Source organism: Streptomyces sp. NPDC002577 (assembly GCF_053594815.1).
In genome coordinates this window covers 25,815-42,946 of sequence record NZ_JBSFWK010000019.1, presented here as the reverse complement: position 1 = coordinate 42,946, position 17,132 = coordinate 25,815, and the positions used below count along the sequence as shown (strand labels likewise).

The following is a 17,132-nucleotide window of genomic DNA, read 5'->3' as shown; positions in this document are numbered from 1 at the left end:
GCTTTCGCAGGTTTTTTGGACTTCCCCAGGGGTGGACCGGTGACGGTGGGTGCCGAGGACGGCATTGACGGATGCGGGCCGGACGAAGAGGCAGCGCGCTGGCACGCGGTGCTGCAGCAGCGGGAAGCCCTGATACGGATCGCCCGTCCACGCACGGCCACCGTGGAGGACGCCGAAGACGTGGTGCAGGAGGCGATGATCCGCGCGGTCGAGTCCTACCGCGGTGACACGGAAGGGCTCGCTCCGTGGCTGATGCGCGTGACGGTGCGGCTGTGCGCCGACACGCATCGGCAGCGCATCCGCGAGCATCGCAGGTGGTCCCGCCTCCCCGTCGCTCTGGACCTGGCGTCCTTCGACGAGCGGGTGTGCGATCGGGCGGAGGCCGCGTGGGCAGCGGAGGCACTGTCACGGCTGCCTGCCCGTCAGGCCAGGGCTCTGCGGCTGCGGGCGGAGGGGCTCACGGTCTCCGAGGTGGCCGGGCGGCTCGGGGTCGGCTACCGGACTGCCGAGTCGTTGCTGGCCCGAGCGAGAAGCACGCTGAAAGCCCTGCTGGCATCGGCACTGGGACTGGTCGTCGTGTGGTGGAGGTGGGTGGCGGACTCGGCCCGGCTCGCCCCCGCCTACCCGGTTGTCGCCGCCGCGACGACCGCGACCGCGATGGTAGTGGCGGTCGTGATCGCACCCGAGTCGGCGACGGTCGAACCGGCGCCGCACTCTCCGCACCACCTGCTGCCGGGCGTACTGCCTGCGGAAACGACCGCCGACGTGCGCTCGATTCCTTCTCCGTCCACGTCCGCGTCCCCGGCGTCGGTGCCGTCGGCCTCGGCGACGGCCGCTTCGGACGGCGGGGAGTCCGCAGACAAGGGCAAGTCCAAAGGCGTGGGCAAGGGCAAGTCCCAAGCCAAGGGCAAGGCGAAGGGCAAGCCTGCAGACACGGGCAAGCCGGCAGGCAAGGGCAGGCCCACTGGCCGAGGCAAGCCCGCGTACCCAGGAAAGCCTGCCGACAAGGGCAGGCCCACAGACCGAGGCAAGCCCCCGTACCCAGGCAAGCCCGCGTACCCAGGAGAGCCCGCCGACAAAGGCAGGCCCACAGACCCCGGGATCCCCACAGGCCAAGGAAAGCCCGCCGACCGGGGCGGTGCGACAGGCATGCCGCTACTGAGCAGTGCGGCCTGGCCCAGTCCATATGTGAAAATTGAACAAACCGGGTTTGTCGCCCATAACTGGTGTCATCGCGTGATGTGAGGCCATGTCATAAAAAAAGTGTGAGTGTCTATCGACGGACGCACCCTCCCGCTGCGTGAAGCAGAGGACACGACACACCCGTCGTGTCCTCGTTCATCGCAGCCCGGCAGGAGAGCATGCGCAGAGCCCGGTCATCGGAGACGTCGACGCCCCGTTCGCCTTCGCCCCACCAGACCGTGTGGGTCAAAACCCCTGTCGACCACGGCTGTTTCCTCCTCAACGACCCCCCTGCGTCCTACTGGGACGACGGTCTGATGCTGTGGCAGGACGAGGACTACCGCAGGATGCTGGTCTGCACGCCGTCCGGCATGGTCGCGCGCAGCGCGGTCACGGACATTCGCTACGCATCCGTGAGCCTCGAGGTCTACGACACCGAGCCCGTGTCTGCCGCAGAGTGGGCGTGTGACGCCATGGAATGCGACTTTGCGCTGCTGGAGAGCCTGGAACTCCAGTTGCAGAACATCATGGGAGACAACGTTGCCACCGTGTGGCTCGGCCGGCAGGGCGTCTGGCGGGTGCGGGCTCACCGGCGGTCGCCCCGGCAGCCGGACGCCGTCGACCACCAGGAAGAGTGGCTGTTCCAGTTGTGGCCGAACCCCCTGGCGGCTGCCGGCCCGGCCGGGAGCGCAGCCGCCGGAACCCTGACGTGCCGGGTGCTTCCGCTGAGCCCCAGCTAGAACGGGGGCTCAGCTGGAACGGGGCTCAGCCCGCTGTCCGCGGAATGCGGCGTTCCCACGTCCGGTGGAACACCACTTCGTCCCCCTCCCGGCATACGACCTCGTCCGACGTGGTGAAGGACGTCGCGTCGCAGGCGATCTCCGAGCGTGTCTCGATCCGAACGTCCCACGGCAGCTCCGGCCGGTGCAGCCGGATGGACCAGTCCGAGCGGGTACGGGCCGAGAGCGGGCCGGACTCGTTGATCGTGTACGTGTCCACGACGTCCTCGGAGTATTCGAGGCCGTCCGGGTGGACGCGGGCACCCCCGGGCCGCGGGCCCACCTCCAGGCGCCGCTCGCCCTGGGCGACATCGTGTACGACGAGGCGTTCCGGGCGCTGTTCGTTCAGCGTCAGGGGGATGACGACGCCCAGCGGCTCGGACTGCTCCGGTGCCTCGAAGGGGGAGGCGAGGGCGGCGTCGGCGGTGAGCGCGCGGACCGGGAGTTCGAGCGTGCTGCCCGCCGGGTCCAGTACGAAGCCCGCCTCGGAGCCGGGCTGCGGCCAGATCCACGGCCAGTACGCGGACGAGACGGCGAGCCGGATGCGATGGCCGGGCGGAAAGGCATGACCGATGCCGTTCAGTTCGAAGGCGACGTCCTCGGTCGCGCCCGGCGTCCACTCGACCACCCGGTCCCGGCCCCGCCGTGCCGAGAAGTTGAGCACACCCCGGGTGACCAGCGTCGACGCGCCGTCCGGCGCCACGTCGCAGAGGCGGGCCACCACCTGACCGCGGGGTGTCGCGGAGGTCAGCCGCAGCCGGACCCGCGGCCGGCCGAGGATCCACGTCTCCTGTTCGACCGCGAAGTCGAAGCACACCGATCTCCCGTCCTCCTCACGCTGGTCCGGCGGCAGGTCCGCTTCGTTGCCGGAGGGGCGGAAACGGCCGGCGTCCAGCCCTGTGTGGATCGGCGACCGTACGAGGACGGGGGCTGGGGCCGCCACTGCCGGGGAGGGCCCGGCCCCGCCGGGTGACCGGCTGCCCGCCTCGCCCAGCCCGTACGGAACGAAGCGGACGTTCGGCGACGGCCACGACGGTTCACCCACCCAGCGGCCCGGCAGCTCCGCGTACACCGTCGCCGGTGGATGGGAGTCGCTGATCCAGGAGCGGAGCTTCGGCTCTGCGGACACACCGGAGTCGACGCCTTTCACATGCCGGTCCCACCAGCGGAGCGTCTCCTGCAGAAAGCCGATCGCCGGGCCCGGCCGCAGTCCCCGGTCCGGGTACTGGTGCGACCAGGGGCCGATCAGCCCCCGTACCCGGTCGTCCGGAAGGTGCCGGAGGTGCTCGACCAGCCGCAGGACCGTGTCGCGGTACGGGTCGTGCCAGCCGCCGACCGCGAGGACCGCGGCCCTGATCGCGCCGTAGTCCTCGCAGACGCTGCCGTGCCGCCAGTAGGCGTCCCTCGTCTGGTGGCTCAGCCAGGTGTGGACGACGGGCTCGACGGCCTCCAGGCGCCACAGCCACATGTCGCGCCATGCGTCACCGGCGTACAGCGGGTCGGGCGGACGCGCCACGCCGGCGAGCATCGCCGCGGCCCACGCCTGCATGTCCACGGCGAGGACGGAGCCGCCCAGGTAGTGCGGGTCGTTGTCGTAGCGGTCGTCGGAGGAGCAGACGGTGACGACGGCCTTGAGCGGCTCGGGCGCGAGCGCCGCGATCTGGAGGGCGTTGGTGCCGCCCCAGGAGAGGCCGAACATGCCGACACTGCCGCTGCACCACGGCTGGGCGGCCAGCCACTCGATCACCTCGACCCCGTCGGACAGCTCGGCGGACGAGTACGCGTCGCCCGGCATGCCCTCCGCATTGCCGTGCCCGCGCACGTCCACGCGCACGGACGCGTACCCGTGGCCCGCGTACCAGGGATGCCGCTGCCAGTCGCGCGGCGCGGTCCGGTCGGTCAGGCGGTGCGGGAGGTACTCGAGCAGCGCCGGTACGGGTTCTGCGGTCAGCGGGCGCCACACGCGCGCGTACAGCCGCGTTCCGTCCGACAGCGGAATCCGGACGTCCTGGCGGGTCGTCTCGTACGGGAAGGAGGTGCGGATCTTCATGACGGGACCTCGGTGCCGGAACTCCGGCGGTCACTTCTGCGTATGACGTGTGAGGCGCCGGATCTGCGCGCTGCGCGACCGGCTGTGTGAGTGACGGGCTGTGTGAGTGACGGGCCGTGTGAGGTGCCTGGGCGGGCGCTTCGAAGGTGCACAGTGGGTGTTTGAGGCATATGGGGAGATATAAGGATGATCACGAAGATACCGGGGGAGGTCGCACAGTGCCTGGCTTGGACAGGCAGGCCCTCACTGTGATCGAAAGGCGACCGGATACGCTGACTCGAGTGATGGCAGCGACAGATCGACAAACACAGCGAAAAACCGTGTCATCGCCCATGTGACCGACCTTGTGATCGTCAGCAGACAGGAGATCCCTCGTGACCGTCGTCGGGCCGTTCGGGCTGAGCGTGCGGGACCAGGCTCTCGAAGCCGATGTCCAGGCCGGATTGGCGGCTGTCGAGGAGGGCCTCCTCGAGGCCACCAAGAGTGAGGTCCCGTTCATCACGGAGGCCGCTCAGCATCTGGTCCGCGCGGGAGGGAAGCGGTTCCGCCCGCTGCTCGTGATGCTCGCCGCGCAGTTCGGCGACCCGTATGCGCCGGGCGTCGTGCCCTCCGCCGTGGTCGTCGAGCTCACGCACCTCGCGACCCTCTACCACGACGACGTCATGGACGAGGCCGAGGTGCGCCGCGGCGTCGAGAGCGCCAACAAGCGCTGGGGCAACTCCGTCGCGGTCCTGACCGGCGACTTCCTCTTCGCCCGCGCCTCGCACATCCTGGCGGACCTCGGTCCGGAGGCCGTCCGCATCCAGGCCGAGGCCTTCGAGCGCCTGGTCACGGGCCAGATCCTGGAGACCGCGGGGCCGCGCGACGGCCGCGATCCCGTCGAGCACTACCTGGACGTGATCGGCGGCAAGACCGGCTCGCTGATCGCTGTGGCGGGTCGATTCGGCGCGATGATGTCGGGCGCCGACGAGACGGTCGTGGACGTGCTGACCCAGTACGGCGAGCGGCTCGGCGTCGCCTTCCAGCTGGCCGACGACGTCCTGGACATCGCCTCCGATGCGCGTGAGTCCGGCAAGACGCCGGGCACGGATCTGCGCGAGGGCATTCCGACGCTGCCGGTGCTGCGGCTTCGCGAGTGCGTGGAGCGGCTCGGCCTGCCCGAGGACATCGCCCTGAGCGAGCTCCTCGACTCCGACCTCACCGACGACGCCCGCCACGCGGAGGCGCTGGCCAAGCTGCGCGTCCACCCGGCGCTGGAGCAGGCCCGCCGGGACACCGTGCGGTACGCGCAGGAGGCGCGGGCCGCGCTCGCGCCCCTGCGCGAGTGCGATGCCAAGGCGGCGCTGGTGGAGCTGTGCGACGCGGTGGTGCATCGGGCGGGCTGAGCCCGGTCCGCGCACGACACGGCGGCGCCTTCCCCTACGGTACGGGGGAGGCGCCGCCGTCGCATGTCATACCGCAGGAGTACACGGAGTTGGGCCCCCGGTCTGACGCTTCCTCATGGCCGGTTTGGTCAGATGGAACACGCCACTTCACAGCAATTCGGGTGACAATGGCGGCGCGGAGTGGACGAGTACAGGGACAGAGCAGGCCGCCGCCGAACCACGGAGGTAGGGCACAGATGGCACCGTACGAATCCGGCAAGACGTCAGCGGAGGGGGCCGCCGCAGAGGCCGATGACCTGCGCGCGGGCCGCCGCAGGGCCGCGCGCTACGTGGTCCCGGTCGCGGTCCTGGGGGTGGCCGCGGCGACCATCGGGCTCGTCCCGGCACTCGCCGACTCCGGTGACCCCGATCTGCCTGAGATCAGCGCGCAGAAACTCATCGAGAAGATCGCCGCGTCGGATGTGCAGCAGTTCTCCGGCACGGTGAAGATCAGCACCGACTTCGGGCTCCCCTCGCTGGGCGGCATCGCGGGCAGCCTCACGCCGGGCGGCGGTGCGAGCGACGACGGCAGCGGCTCGTCCGCCGATCCCCAGGCCAAGCTGATGGAGCTCGCGTCCGGTACGCACACGCTCCGCGTGGCGGCCGACGGCCCCGACAAGCAGAAGCTGTCGGTCCTCGACGACGCGTCCGAGTACAGCCTGATCCGCAACGGCGACGAGGTGTGGGCGTACGACAGCGCGTCGAACGAGGCGTACCACACGACGGGTACGGAGCACGCCGGGAAGGGCGACGAGGGTGACAGGGGCGCGCCCGAGGACGTCCCGGCCACCCCCAAGGAGCTGACCGACGAGGCACTGAAGGCGGTCGACGACACGACGTCGGTGACGGTCGACGGCACCGCGCAGGTCGCCGGCCGCGATGCCTACAAGCTGCTCGTCAAGCCGAAGCAGTCCGGCTCGACGGTCGGCGCGATCTCGGTGGCGGTGGATGCGAAGACCGGCATGCCGCTCAAGTTCACGCTGACACCGGCCAGTGGCGGAGCCGCCGTCGTCGACGCGGGCTTCACCAAGGTCGACTTCGGCAAGCCGTCAGCGTCCGCGTTCGACTTCAGCCCGCCCAAGGGCACAAAGGTCACCGAGGGCGACGAGTCGGCGTCCAAGGACAGGACGTCCAAGGACGAGGACAAGGCGTCCAAGGACGGGGGCGAGACGTTCAAGGGCACGGCGCCCAAGTCGGGCGAGGGTCTCGAGGACGAGCTGAGCGGGCTGGGCGGACTGAAGGTCATCGGCGAGGGCTGGGACTCCATCGCCGAGTTCGAGGTGCCGGGCGGCCAGGGCCTGCCGTCGGCCGGCTCGGACGATGCCGCGCCGCAGGCGCAGCAGCTTCTGGACGCGCTGGGCGACAAGGTGTCCGGCAAGTTCGGCTCCGGCACGGTCTTTTCGACCCGCCTGGTCAACGCCCTCATCACGGACGACGGCAAGGTCTACGCGGGCGCGGTGACCAAGGACGCGCTGGTGAAGGCGGCCAACGCGGCGAAGTAGCCCCCAGGTTCAGGAGCGGTTCGTCAGTCACAGCAACGGTACGACGCAAGCAGGTTGGGAGAGTCATGGAGGAACTGTCCGCCGCGGAAAGGGACACGGGCGCGGTGATCGCCACCCGTGCGCTCACCAAGCGCTACCGCGGCGGGCAGCTCGCCGTGGACGGGCTCGACCTGACCGTCCCGGAGGGCAGCGTCTTCGGGTTCCTCGGTCCCAACGGCTCGGGCAAGACCACCACCATCCGGATGCTGATGGGCCTGATCGAGCCGACTTCGGGCTCGGCCCGGGTCCTCGGCAGCCCCATGCCGCGCGCCACGCGCCATGTGCTCCCGCACGTGGGCGCGCTCATCGAGGGCCCGGCGCTCTACGGCTTCCTGACCGGCCGCGACAACCTGCTGCGGTACGACGCGGCGGACCCGACCGCCGACCCCCGCACCCGTCGGGCACGCGTCGCCGAGGCCCTGGACCGGGTGGGCCTCACGGCCGCGGCCGGCAAGAAGGCGAGGGCGTACTCGCTCGGCATGAAGCAACGCCTGGGGCTGGCGGCCGCGTTGCTGCAGCCCAGGCGGCTGCTCGTGCTCGACGAGCCGACCAACGGCCTCGACCCGCAGGGCATGCGTGAAATACGCGCGCTGGTCCGGGAGCTGGCGTCGGACGGCACGACCGTCTTTCTCTCCTCGCACCTCCTGGACGAGATCGAGCAGGTGTGCACCCATGCGGCCGTGATGGCCCGCGGCCGCCTGATCACGCAGGGCCCGGTCGCCGAGCTCGCCGCGGGTGCGCGCGGCCGCCTCGTCGTGACCACCCCGGACCCGGGGGACGCGGCCCGCGTACTGAAGGAGCAGGGCGTGACGGACATCGTCGTCACGGACGACCGGGTGACGGGCGAGCCGCCGGATCCGGGCCGCGACCTGGCGGAGGTGAACGCGGCGCTGGTAACGGCCGGTGTGCGGGTGCGCGGCTTCGGCCTGGAACGCGCCTCGCTGGAGGACGCGTTCGTGGCGCTGACGGGGGAGGGCTTCGATGTCGCAGGCTGAGGGCACATCCGTACGCACCAAGCAAACCGAACATAGCGAACGAGCCGTGCAGACCGCGGCGACCGCGCCTGCCGCACCCTCCATACGCCGCATGTGGACCCTCGGCCTGTTCCGCAGCGAGCTGACGACCACGTTCCGCCGCTGGCGCACCCTGGCACTCCTCGGTGTGCTCGCGGCCGTGCCCGTACTCGTCGGCATCGCGGTGAAGATCGAGACGAGCGACGGCGGCGGCACGGGCCCGGGTGGTGGCGGTGGCGGCCCGGCGTTCATCGCGCAGATCACCAACAACGGCCTGTTCCTGGTGTTCACCTCGCTGGCCGCGACGCTGCCGTTCTTCTTGCCGATGGCGATCGGCGTCGTCGCGGGCGACGCGATAGCGGGCGAGGCGAACGCGGGCACCCTGCGCTATCTGCTGGTGGCCCCGGCGGGCCGTACGCGGCTGCTGCTCACCAAGTACGCGACGACGATGGCGTTCTGCCTCGTGGCGACCCTCGTCGTGGCGGTCTCGGCCCTGACCGTGGGCGCGCTGCTGTTCCCGCTCGGCGAGCTCACCACGATCTCCGGCACACGCATCGGGATGGGTGACGGGCTGCTGCGTGCCCTGCTGATCGCGCTGGTCGTCGCCGCGTCGCTGATCGGAGTCGCGGCGCTCGGCCTCTTCGTCTCGACGCTGACGAGCAGCGGCATCGCGGCGATGGCGACGACCGTCGGCCTGCTGATCACGGTCCAGATCCTCGACCAGATCCCCCAGCTGCACGCGATCCAGCCGTATCTCTTCTCGCACTACTGGCTGTCCTTCGCCGATCTGATGCGCGACCCGGTCTACTGGGACGACCTGACGCGCAACCTCGGGCTGCAGGCCGTCTATGCGGCCGTGTTCGGCTCGGCAGCCTGGGCGAGATTCACGGCGAAGGACATCACGGCTTAGCCGTTCGGTATGACTGAGCCGAGTGGCAGATTCTGATGTGCGGGCTGAACGGGTGACCGCGGAATCAAGGATCACCTGAACGGACAACGTCGCCGGGGAACATGCCACTCTCCAGTGGCGCGCCCACCTGGAGTGACTGACATTTTTAGGGGACGGCTGGTGATCCTCCAGGCTGATGTCTTCAGTGATCGTCAACGCCGAAAGGAGAATCCATGCGTCCCGCTCGTATTCTCAAGGAATCGGCCGCGCTGGCTGCGACGGCCCTGACCATATCGATGACGCCACCGGTGCCTCCCTACCCGTCGGCCTATTCGCGTCAGCGGTGCGGGAACACCAATTCAAGTCGACTGCTGCTCACTTTCGACGACTGGAATGTCAAGGACCCGTACATCGCCACCCGTACAGGCGCCTACCTCAAGAGCCGCAACATCCGGGCCGCGTTCTTCCTTATAAACAAGTACGCAAAGAACTACCCCGATATCGTCTCGACGCTACGCGCACAGGGGCACTATGTCGGCAATCACACCTACTCCCACCCGAGCAACCCTGGTTCGCTCACCAACCTCACTAATTCCGCGGTCAGATTCCAGATCGCCGACGGGGTGAAGACGAACGTGCTTCGGCCGCCGCATGGGGAGTGGAACAGCAGGGTGCGTCGTATCGCTTCTCAGCTGGGGTACCGGCTTTGCACATGGACCATACGGACGGACGACTGGCAGAAGCCGGACGGCGTCCACTACCGCTCGATCGACTCCATTGTCTCGGAGTACAAGAAAGCTTCGGCTGATGCCAAGCACGCGGGCACCATCTACGGTCATCTGTACACCAACTACCCGGCAGCCCTGCCGAAGTTGATCGACGCCGCGCATGCCGAGGGTCGTCTGTTCTGCCGGAACCGTGGCCCGGTCGGCGCGATCTGGCCGAGGGTCCTGAAATGCACCTGAACGCATAACGGCTGCCGCCTGGCCTCGGGCGGGCTGCGCAGGCCCCGCCCGAGGCGAAGCGACGGCTCATTGGACGCAGAAGCTCGGTGAATGCAGAAGCTCAGTGGACGCAGAACTCGTTTCCTTCCGGGTCCTGCATGATCACCCACTCGCCCGCCGGCTCCTTGACCCGGCGCAGCACGCTGGCGCCGAGCCCCGCCAGCCGGTCGACTTCGGTGTCCCGTTGCCCGCCCGGGGAGTGGACGTCGATGTGGAGGCGGTTCTTGCCGGTTTTCGGTTCCGGTACGCGCTGGAAGAGGATCCGGCGCCCGAGCCCGATGCCGGACTCCTCGTCGTACGGGTCGTCCGGGTGCCGTACCGCGATGAGGTCCCGCCAGGCGTACCGGCCGCGGAACTTCAGAGTGAGCGATTCAGGGGCGGCGCCGAGGCCGAGTAGCCGTTCGATCTGGGCGCTGTTGTCCTCGACCTCGTACCCGAGGGCCTCGGCCCAGAAGGCCGCCTGGGAGTGGGGATCCGCGGCGTCGATGACGAGCTTCCAGTGGAGCGTCGGCGGATGGTGGCTCTGCTGAGTCATACGCACCACTTATAGGCCCCCGGGCCTTGCGACACGCCGTCTTCCGGCAGAGCCGTGCCTGCCCGTCGGTTCAGGCGGTCGCCCCACGCGGCGCCGGGGATTCGGGCGCCTGCCGGGTGGCTTCCAGTCGCAGTGCCTCGGCCTTGGCCCGGGCCCGGTGCGCGGTCCGCAGCGCGTCCCAGGTGAGCGTGATCAGCGCCAGCCACACCAGGGCGAATCCCGCCCAGCGCTCGGGCGGCATGGCCTCGTGGAAGTAGAAGATGCCCAGCAGGAACTGGAAGACCGGTGCGAGGTACTGCAGCAGCCCGAGTGTGGACAGCGGTACCCGGATCGCGGCCGCGCCGAAGCACACCAGGGGAGCGGCCGTGACGATGCCCGTCGTGGCAAGGAGCGCCGCGTGGCCCGCGCCCTCGGTCCCGAAAGTGGAGTCCCCCTGCGAGCCGAGCCACAGCAGATAGGCGAGCGCGGGCAGGAACTGGATCGCGGTCTCGGCGGCCAGCGACTCCAGGCCCCCGAGGTTGACCTTCTTCTTCACCAGGCCGTAGGTGGCGAAGGAGAAGGCGAGGACGAGCGAGATCCACGGCGGCCGGCCGTAGCCGACGGTGAGGACCACGACCGCCGCGAAGCCGATGCCGACCGCGGCCCACTGGGCGGGCCGCAGGCGCTCCTTCAGCAGCAGGACGCCCATGGCGATGGTGACCAGCGGATTGATGAAGTAGCCGAGCGAGGCCTCGACCACATGGCCGGCGTTCACGGCCCAGATGTAGACGCCCCAGTTGACGGTGATGACGGCCGCGGCGACCGTGATCAGCCCCAGCTTGCGCGGCTGCCGGAGCAGCTCGCCGGCCCAGGCCCAGCGGCGCATCACGAACAGCGCGACGCCCACGACGCTGAGCGACCACACCATGCGGTGCGCGAGGATCTCGCCGGCCGCGGCGGGCTTGAGGAGGGGCCAGAAGAGAGGAACGATCCCCCACGCCCCGTATGCCGCGAAGCCGTTCAGCAGACCTATTCGCTGCTCGCTCTTCGACTTCAAGACACCCTCCTCGGACACGGCAACTCCACGAAGGTAGCGCCGCCCGACCCCGCCTGTCATGTCCGTATTGGAATACGGTCATGACAGGCGGGGTTCGGGGGGTGGCGGTGCGGGGCTGAGGGGTGCTCAGGCCTTGAGCGCCGCGGCGATCGACTCCGCGATCGGCGTGGTCGGGCGGCCGGTCAGACGGGACAGGTCGCCGCTGGTGACGGCCAGCTCGCCCTGCTCGATGGACGCGTCCACGCCCGCCAGGATCGCGGCGAGGGGGCCGGGCAGCCCGGCGCCGGTCAGGATGCCGGTGAAGGCCTCGACGGATACGGCGTTGTAGACGATCTCCTTGCCGGACTGCTTGGCGACCTCGGCGGCGTACTCGGCGAAGCCCCACGCGGTGTCGCCGCTCAGCTCGTACGTCTTGTTCTCGTGGCCCTCGCCGGTCAGCACGGCCACGGCGGCGGCCGCGTAGTCGGCGCGCGAGGCGGAGGCGACCTTCCCCTCGCCGGCGGCCTGGACGACGGCGCCGTGCTCGAGGGCGGGGGCGAGGTTCTCGGTGTAGTTCTCGTTGTACCAGCCGTTGCGGAGCAGCACGTACGGCACACCGGACTCGAGGATCGCCGCCTCGGTGCCCTTGTGGTCGTCGGCGAGCGCGGCCGTCAGGGTGCCGGGGGCGCTGGTGTACGCGAGGAGCGCGACACCGGCCGCCTTGGCGGCGTCGAGGACGACCTTGTGCTGGCCGACCCGGCCCTTGTCGAACTCGTTGCCGGAGATGAGGAGCACCTTGTCGCCGGCGGCGAACAGGCCGTCGAAGGTCTCGGGGGCGTTGTAGTCGGCGACCGCGATCTTCACGCCGCGGGCGGCGAAGCCGGCGGCCTTCTCCTCGCTGCGGACCACGGCGGTGATCTGGTCGGCCGGGACCTTCTCGAGCAGCCCCTCGACGACGAAACGGCCGAGGTGTCCGGTGGCGCCGGTGACGACGATGCTCATGACTGATTTCTCCCTCTTGAGTGGCTCTGCTGCTAACCCTAGGAGGGGCGCTGTGGATTGGAAAGTACCCACTTTGAAGTAAGGTACTGGCATGGCCGTAAGCATCAAGCCCATCAAGGTGGACGACGACGCCGCCATGTGTCCGTACCGGCTGGTCCTGGAGCACGTCACCAGCCGCTGGGGCGTGCTCGTCCTCATCGCCCTGCAGGAGCGCTCGTACCGGTTCAGCGAGCTGCGCCGCGAGATCGGCCGCGTCAGCGAGAAGATGCTGGCCCAGACGCTGCAGACACTGGAGCGCGACGGCCTGGTGCACCGGGACGCCAAGCCGGTGATACCGCCGCGCGTCGACTACTCGCTGACACCGATCGGCAGGGAGGCGGCGGAGCAGGTCCGGGCACTGGCGACCTGGACCGAGCAGCGTATGGGCGAGGTACTGAAGGCCCGCCAGGCGTACGACGAGACGCGGGCCTGAAACCGCGGGTACGTAAAACACGATGAGGCCCGGACCTGAAGCTCAGGGCTTCGGGTCCGGGCCTCATGCCGTTGTGCGAACGGGGGGTCGGCGGTCAGCCGACCACCGTCCAGGTGTCGCCTCCGGCGAACAGCGCCGCGAGGTCGCCCTTGCCGTTCTGCTCGATGGCGGTGTCCAGCTGGTCGGCCATCTGCGTGTCGTAGACCGGCCGGTCGACGGAGCGGAAGACGCCGATCGGGGTGTTGTGCAGGGTGTCCGGGTCGGCGAGCCGGGACAGCGCGAACGCCGTCGTCGGCGATGCGGAGTGCGCGTCGTGGACCACGATCTGCGACTCGTTCTCCGGCGTGACCGTGACGACCTTCAGATCGCCGGTGGCCGCGTCGCGCACGACACCCTTGGCGTTCTCGTGGCCGAAGCGGATCGGCTGCCCGTGCTCCAGGCGGATCACCGCCTCCTCGGCCTGCTGCTTGTCCTTGAGGGCGTCGAAGGCGCCGTCGTTGAAGATGTTGCAGTTCTGGTAGATCTCCACCAGCGCCGTGCCCGGGTGGGCGGCCGCCTCGCGCAGCACGCTCGTGAGGTGCTGGCGGTCGGAGTCCACCGTGCGCGCCACGAACGACGCCTCGGCGCCGATCGCCAGGGACACCGGGTTGAAGGGCGCGTCCAGCGAGCCCATCGGCGTCGACTTGGTGATCTTGCCGACCTCGGAGGTGGGTGAGTACTGGCCCTTGGTCAGGCCGTAGATCCGGTTGTTGAACAGCAGGATCTTGAGGTTGACGTTGCGGCGCAGCGCGTGGATCAGGTGGTTGCCGCCGATCGACAGGGCGTCACCGTCACCCGTGACGACCCACACCGACAGGTCGCGACGGGAGGAGGCGAGCCCGGTCGCGATGGCCGGGGCGCGGCCGTGGATGGAGTGCATCCCGTAGGTGTTCATGTAGTACGGGAAGCGGGAGGAACAGCCGATGCCCGAGACGAAGACGATGTTCTCCTTCGCCAGGCCGAGCTCGGGCATGAAGCCCTGCACGGCGGCGAGGATCGCGTAGTCACCGCAACCGGGGCACCAGCGCACTTCCTGATCGGACTTGAAGTCCTTCATGGACTGCTTGGCCTCGGCCTTGGGCACCAGCGAAAGCGCTTCGATGGTCCCTTCGGTGGTGGTCTCAGGCATCGATGGCCTCCTTCAGAGCCGCGGCGAGCTGCTCCGCCTTGAACGGCATTCCGTTGACCTGGGTGTGCGAGTAAGCGTCGACCAGGTACTTCGCCCGGATCAGGGTGGCGAGCTGACCGAGGTTCATCTCGGGAATCACCACCTTGTCGAAACGCTTCAGGACGTCGCCGAGATTCCCCGGGAAGGGGTTGAGGTGGCGCAGATGGGCCTGGGCGATGTTCTCGCCCGCCTTGCGCAGCCGGCGCACGGCGGCCGTGATCGGTCCGTACGTCGAGCCCCAGCCGAGGACCAGCAGCTTCGCGTCCCCGGTCGGGTCGTCGACCTCGATGTCGGGCACCTCGATGCCGTCGATCTTGGCCTGGCGGGTGCGGACCATGAACTCGTGGTTGGCCGGGTCGTAGGAGATGTTGCCCGTGCCGTCCTGCTTCTCGATGCCGCCGATGCGGTGCTCCAGACCCGGCGTGCCCGGGATCGCCCACGGACGGGCCAGGGTCTGCGGGTCGCGCTTGTACGGCCAGAAGACCTCGGTGCCGTCGTCCAGCGTGTGGTTAGGGCCCTGCGCGAACTGGACCTGCAGGTCGGGCAGCTCGTCGAGCTCCGGGATACGCCAGGGCTCGGAGCCGTTGGCCAGATAGCCGTCGGAGAGCAGGAACACCGGCGTGCGATAGGTCAGCGCGATCCGGGCCGCCTCGATGGCGGCGTCGAAGCAGTCCGCCGGGGTCTTCGGCGCGACCACCGGCACCGGCGCCTCGCCGTTGCGTCCGTACATCGCCTGCAGCAGGTCCGCCTGCTCCGTCTTGGTCGGCAGGCCGGTGGACGGGCCACCGCGCTGGATGTCGACGATCAGCAGCGGCAGCTCCAGGGAGACCGCCAGACCGATGGTCTCGCTCTTGAGCGCGACACCCGGGCCGGAGGTCGTGGTGACCGCGAGCGAACCGCCGAACGCCGCGCCGAGCGCGGCACCGATGCCCGCGATCTCGTCCTCGGCCTGGAAGGTGCGCACGCCGAAGTTCTTGTGCTTGCTCAGCTCGTGCAGGATGTCCGACGCCGGGGTGATCGGGTACGAGCCGAGGTACAGCGGCAGGTCCGCCTGGCGAGACGCGGCGACCAGCCCGTAGGACAGCGCCAGGTTCCCGGAGATGTTGCGGTACGTGCCGGTGGGGAACGCCTTGGTGGCCGGGGCGACCTCGTAGGAGACCGCGAAGTCCTCGGTCGTCTCGCCGAAGTTCCAGCCCGCCCGGAACGCGGCGATGTTCGCCTCGGCGATGTCCGGCTTCTTGGCGAACTTGGCCCGCAGGAACTTCTCGGTGCCCTCGGTGGGCCGGTGGTACATCCAGCTCAGCAGGCCCAGCGCGAACATGTTCTTGCTGCGCCCGGCGTCCTTGCGCGAAAGATCGAACTCCTTCAGCGCCTCCACCGTCAGCGTGGTCAGCGGCACCGGGTGCACGTTGTAGCCGTCGAGCGAGCCGTCCTCCAGCGGGGACGTCTCGTAGCCGACCTTCTGCATCGCGCGCTTGGTGAACTCGTCCGTGTTGACGATGATCTCGGCGCCCCGCGGCACGTCCCCGATGTTCGCCTTCAGCGCGGCAGGGTTCATCGCGACCAGCACGTTGGGCGCGTCGCCCGGCGTGAGGATGTCGTGGTCGGCGAAGTGCAGCTGGAACGACGAGACACCCGGCAGGGTGCCTGCAGGGGCCCGGATCTCGGCGGGGAAGTTCGGCAGCGTCGACAGGTCGTTGCCGAAGGACGCCGTCTCCGAGGTGAAGCGGTCGCCCGTGAGCTGCATGCCGTCACCGGAGTCGCCCGCGAACCGGATGATCACACGGTCGAGACGGCGTACTTCCTTGTCGCCCGATGCGCCCGCCTCGGACAGCGGCGTGCGCTGCCCACCGACAACGGTCCCGTCGGCCTGCTCGGCTGGGCTACTGACCTGGCTGGTCACTGAACTGGACCTCCCTCGAGGCGGCTCGTACGAGGCGGCCGGCCGACCGGCCTCCCCATAGCCCACCCTACGTCGGTAAGGGTGTCCTTCCTGGGACTGTTCGCATGGTGGACGCACTTTTGAGATGATCCGCTGTCCTGTTTTGTCGTATTCTGCACGCCCTTGACCCTTCCCGTGGAAGACGCGGGCCGCTCATCCCTTGGTGCTAGGACTCGGGTCCGAGCTCGGGTCCGATGCGCCTCGCCTTCGCCTTGTCCGCACTTCGTCGCAGGTTGTGACTGATATTTGACAGAGTGTCAGTCCGCTACGAGTTCAGGTAAGTCAGAACCGCCAGAACACGCCGGTGATCCCCGTCACTCTGTGCCAGGCCGAGCTTCAGGAAGATGTTGCTGACGTGCTTCTCGACCGCGCCGTCGCTCACCACGAGCTGCCTGGCGACCGCCGAGTTCGTCCGGCCCTCGGCCATCAGACCGAGGACCTCCCGCTCGCGCGGGGTGAGTCCCGCGAGCACGTCCTGCTTGCGGCTGCGGCCCAGCAGCTGGGCCACGACCTCCGGGTCGAGCGCCGTACCACCGTCGGCCACGCGCACCACGGCGTCCACGAACTCGCGTACCTCGGCCACCCGGTCCTTCAGCAGATACCCGACGCCGCGGCTGGAGCCCGCGAGCAGCTCCGTCGCGTACCGCTCCTCCACGTACTGCGACAGCACCAGCACGCCGAGCCCGGGATGGAGCCTGCGCAGCTGCACCGCGGCCCGTACGCCCTCGTCCGTGTGCGTCGGCGGCATCCGTACGTCCGCCACCACCACGTCGGGCAGCGAGCCCTCCGCGGCCAGCTCGGTGATGGTCTTGATCAGCGCGTCCGCGTCGCCCACACCCGCGACGACCTCGTGCCCGCGGTCGGTCAGCAACCGGGTCAGGCCCTCCCTGAGCAGCACTGAATCCTCGGCGATGACCACCCGCACCCTGTCCTCCACGATTCTCCGGTCCCCCTGGACTCTCTCGGCTCGCCCGGCGCGGTCCCTGCCCGGCTCTGCCGGCACGTGTACGTCTCTGCCGTACGGCCTTCTGCGGGTCGTACGGCGGAGACCAGCATCCCAGCATTCGGGACGGGACG

General features: G+C 69.4%; 15 protein-coding genes. 8 read left to right on the top strand and 7 right to left on the bottom strand.

Annotated features, from left to right (window positions below; genetic code table 11):
- The first annotated feature begins 39 nt into the window (after nt 1–39).
- On the top strand, nt 40–1,245 hold the full coding sequence (locus ACWD4J_RS23470) for a sigma-70 family RNA polymerase sigma factor (RefSeq protein WP_451397375.1): 1,206 nt from the start codon (nt 40–42) through the stop codon (nt 1,243–1,245).
- A gap of 83 nt (nt 1,246–1,328) precedes the next feature.
- Nucleotides 1,329–1,922: a hypothetical protein gene (locus tag ACWD4J_RS23465; protein ID WP_451397374.1), complete on the top strand. Its 594-nt coding sequence runs from the start codon at nt 1,329–1,331 to the stop codon at nt 1,920–1,922.
- Nucleotides 1,923–1,947: 25 nt separating this feature from the next.
- On the opposite strand, the gene ACWD4J_RS23460 is transcribed toward ACWD4J_RS23465, so the two are convergent.
- The gene (locus ACWD4J_RS23460) at nt 1,948–4,011 is read right to left on the bottom strand and encodes a CocE/NonD family hydrolase (RefSeq protein WP_451397373.1); all 2,064 of its coding nucleotides are present in this window, start codon (nt 4,009–4,011) and stop codon (nt 1,948–1,950) included.
- A 374-nt stretch (nt 4,012–4,385) separates the two neighbouring features.
- Between ACWD4J_RS23460 and ACWD4J_RS23455 the strand changes: the two genes are divergently transcribed.
- The 5 genes from ACWD4J_RS23455 to ACWD4J_RS23435 all read left to right on the top strand — a co-directional run bounded on the left by ACWD4J_RS23455 (nt 4,386) and on the right by ACWD4J_RS23435 (nt 9,843).
- Nucleotides 4,386–5,396: a polyprenyl synthetase family protein gene (locus ACWD4J_RS23455; protein ID WP_451397372.1), complete on the top strand. Its 1,011-nt coding sequence runs from the start codon at nt 4,386–4,388 to the stop codon at nt 5,394–5,396.
- A gap of 236 nt (nt 5,397–5,632) precedes the next feature.
- Nucleotides 5,633–6,937: a LolA family protein gene (locus ACWD4J_RS23450; RefSeq protein ID WP_451397371.1), complete on the top strand. Its 1,305-nt coding sequence runs from the start codon at nt 5,633–5,635 to the stop codon at nt 6,935–6,937.
- A gap of 65 nt (nt 6,938–7,002) precedes the next feature.
- The gene (locus tag ACWD4J_RS23445; RefSeq protein ID WP_451397370.1) at nt 7,003–7,971 is read left to right on the top strand and encodes an ABC transporter ATP-binding protein; all 969 of its coding nucleotides are present in this window, start codon (nt 7,003–7,005) and stop codon (nt 7,969–7,971) included.
- A 91-nt stretch (nt 7,972–8,062) separates the two neighbouring features.
- A complete protein-coding gene (locus tag ACWD4J_RS23440; RefSeq protein ID WP_451397449.1) occupies nt 8,063–8,899 on the top strand; it encodes an ABC transporter permease in 837 nt (278 codons plus the stop codon).
- Between the two features lie 212 nt (nt 8,900–9,111).
- Nucleotides 9,112–9,843 carry a polysaccharide deacetylase family protein gene (locus ACWD4J_RS23435; RefSeq protein ID WP_451397369.1) on the top strand — a complete coding sequence of 244 codons (732 nt, stop codon included), beginning with the start codon at nt 9,112–9,114 and terminating at the stop codon, nt 9,841–9,843.
- Nucleotides 9,844–9,943: 100 nt separating this feature from the next.
- Here the strand turns inward: ACWD4J_RS23435 and ACWD4J_RS23430 are convergent, their stop codons facing one another.
- From ACWD4J_RS23430 to ACWD4J_RS23420, 3 genes are all read right to left on the bottom strand, one after another.
- Nucleotides 9,944–10,417 (bottom strand): VOC family protein, encoded by a 474-nt coding sequence (locus ACWD4J_RS23430; RefSeq protein WP_451397368.1) that lies wholly within the window; start codon nt 10,415–10,417, stop codon nt 9,944–9,946.
- 70 nt (nt 10,418–10,487) lie between these two features.
- Entirely contained in the window at nt 10,488–11,453 is a 966-nt protein-coding gene (rarD, locus tag ACWD4J_RS23425) for an EamA family transporter RarD (protein ID WP_451397367.1), read from the bottom strand.
- Between the two features lie 126 nt (nt 11,454–11,579).
- Complete coding sequence (locus tag ACWD4J_RS23420; RefSeq protein WP_451397366.1) at nt 11,580–12,434, bottom strand: SDR family oxidoreductase; 855 nt, start codon at nt 12,432–12,434, stop codon at nt 11,580–11,582.
- A gap of 91 nt (nt 12,435–12,525) precedes the next feature.
- Between ACWD4J_RS23420 and ACWD4J_RS23415 the strand changes: the two genes are divergently transcribed.
- Nucleotides 12,526–12,906: a winged helix-turn-helix transcriptional regulator gene (locus ACWD4J_RS23415; RefSeq protein ID WP_451397365.1), complete on the top strand. Its 381-nt coding sequence runs from the start codon at nt 12,526–12,528 to the stop codon at nt 12,904–12,906.
- Nucleotides 12,907–13,000: 94 nt separating this feature from the next.
- Here ACWD4J_RS23415 and ACWD4J_RS23410 read toward each other — a convergent pair whose 3' ends face one another.
- From ACWD4J_RS23410 to ACWD4J_RS23400, 3 genes are all read right to left on the bottom strand, one after another.
- Complete coding sequence (locus ACWD4J_RS23410; RefSeq protein ID WP_451397364.1) at nt 13,001–14,074, bottom strand: 2-oxoacid:ferredoxin oxidoreductase subunit beta; 1,074 nt, start codon at nt 14,072–14,074, stop codon at nt 13,001–13,003.
- Nucleotides 14,067–16,016 carry a 2-oxoacid:acceptor oxidoreductase subunit alpha gene (locus ACWD4J_RS23405; RefSeq protein ID WP_451397363.1) on the bottom strand — a complete coding sequence of 650 codons (1,950 nt, stop codon included), beginning with the start codon at nt 16,014–16,016 and terminating at the stop codon, nt 14,067–14,069. Before ACWD4J_RS23405 ends, ACWD4J_RS23410 begins: the two co-directional genes overlap by 8 nt.
- Nucleotides 16,017–16,320: 304 nt before the next feature.
- Nucleotides 16,321–16,992: a LuxR C-terminal-related transcriptional regulator gene (locus tag ACWD4J_RS23400; protein WP_451397362.1), complete on the bottom strand. Its 672-nt coding sequence runs from the start codon at nt 16,990–16,992 to the stop codon at nt 16,321–16,323.
- Nucleotides 16,993–17,132 lie beyond the last annotated feature (140 nt).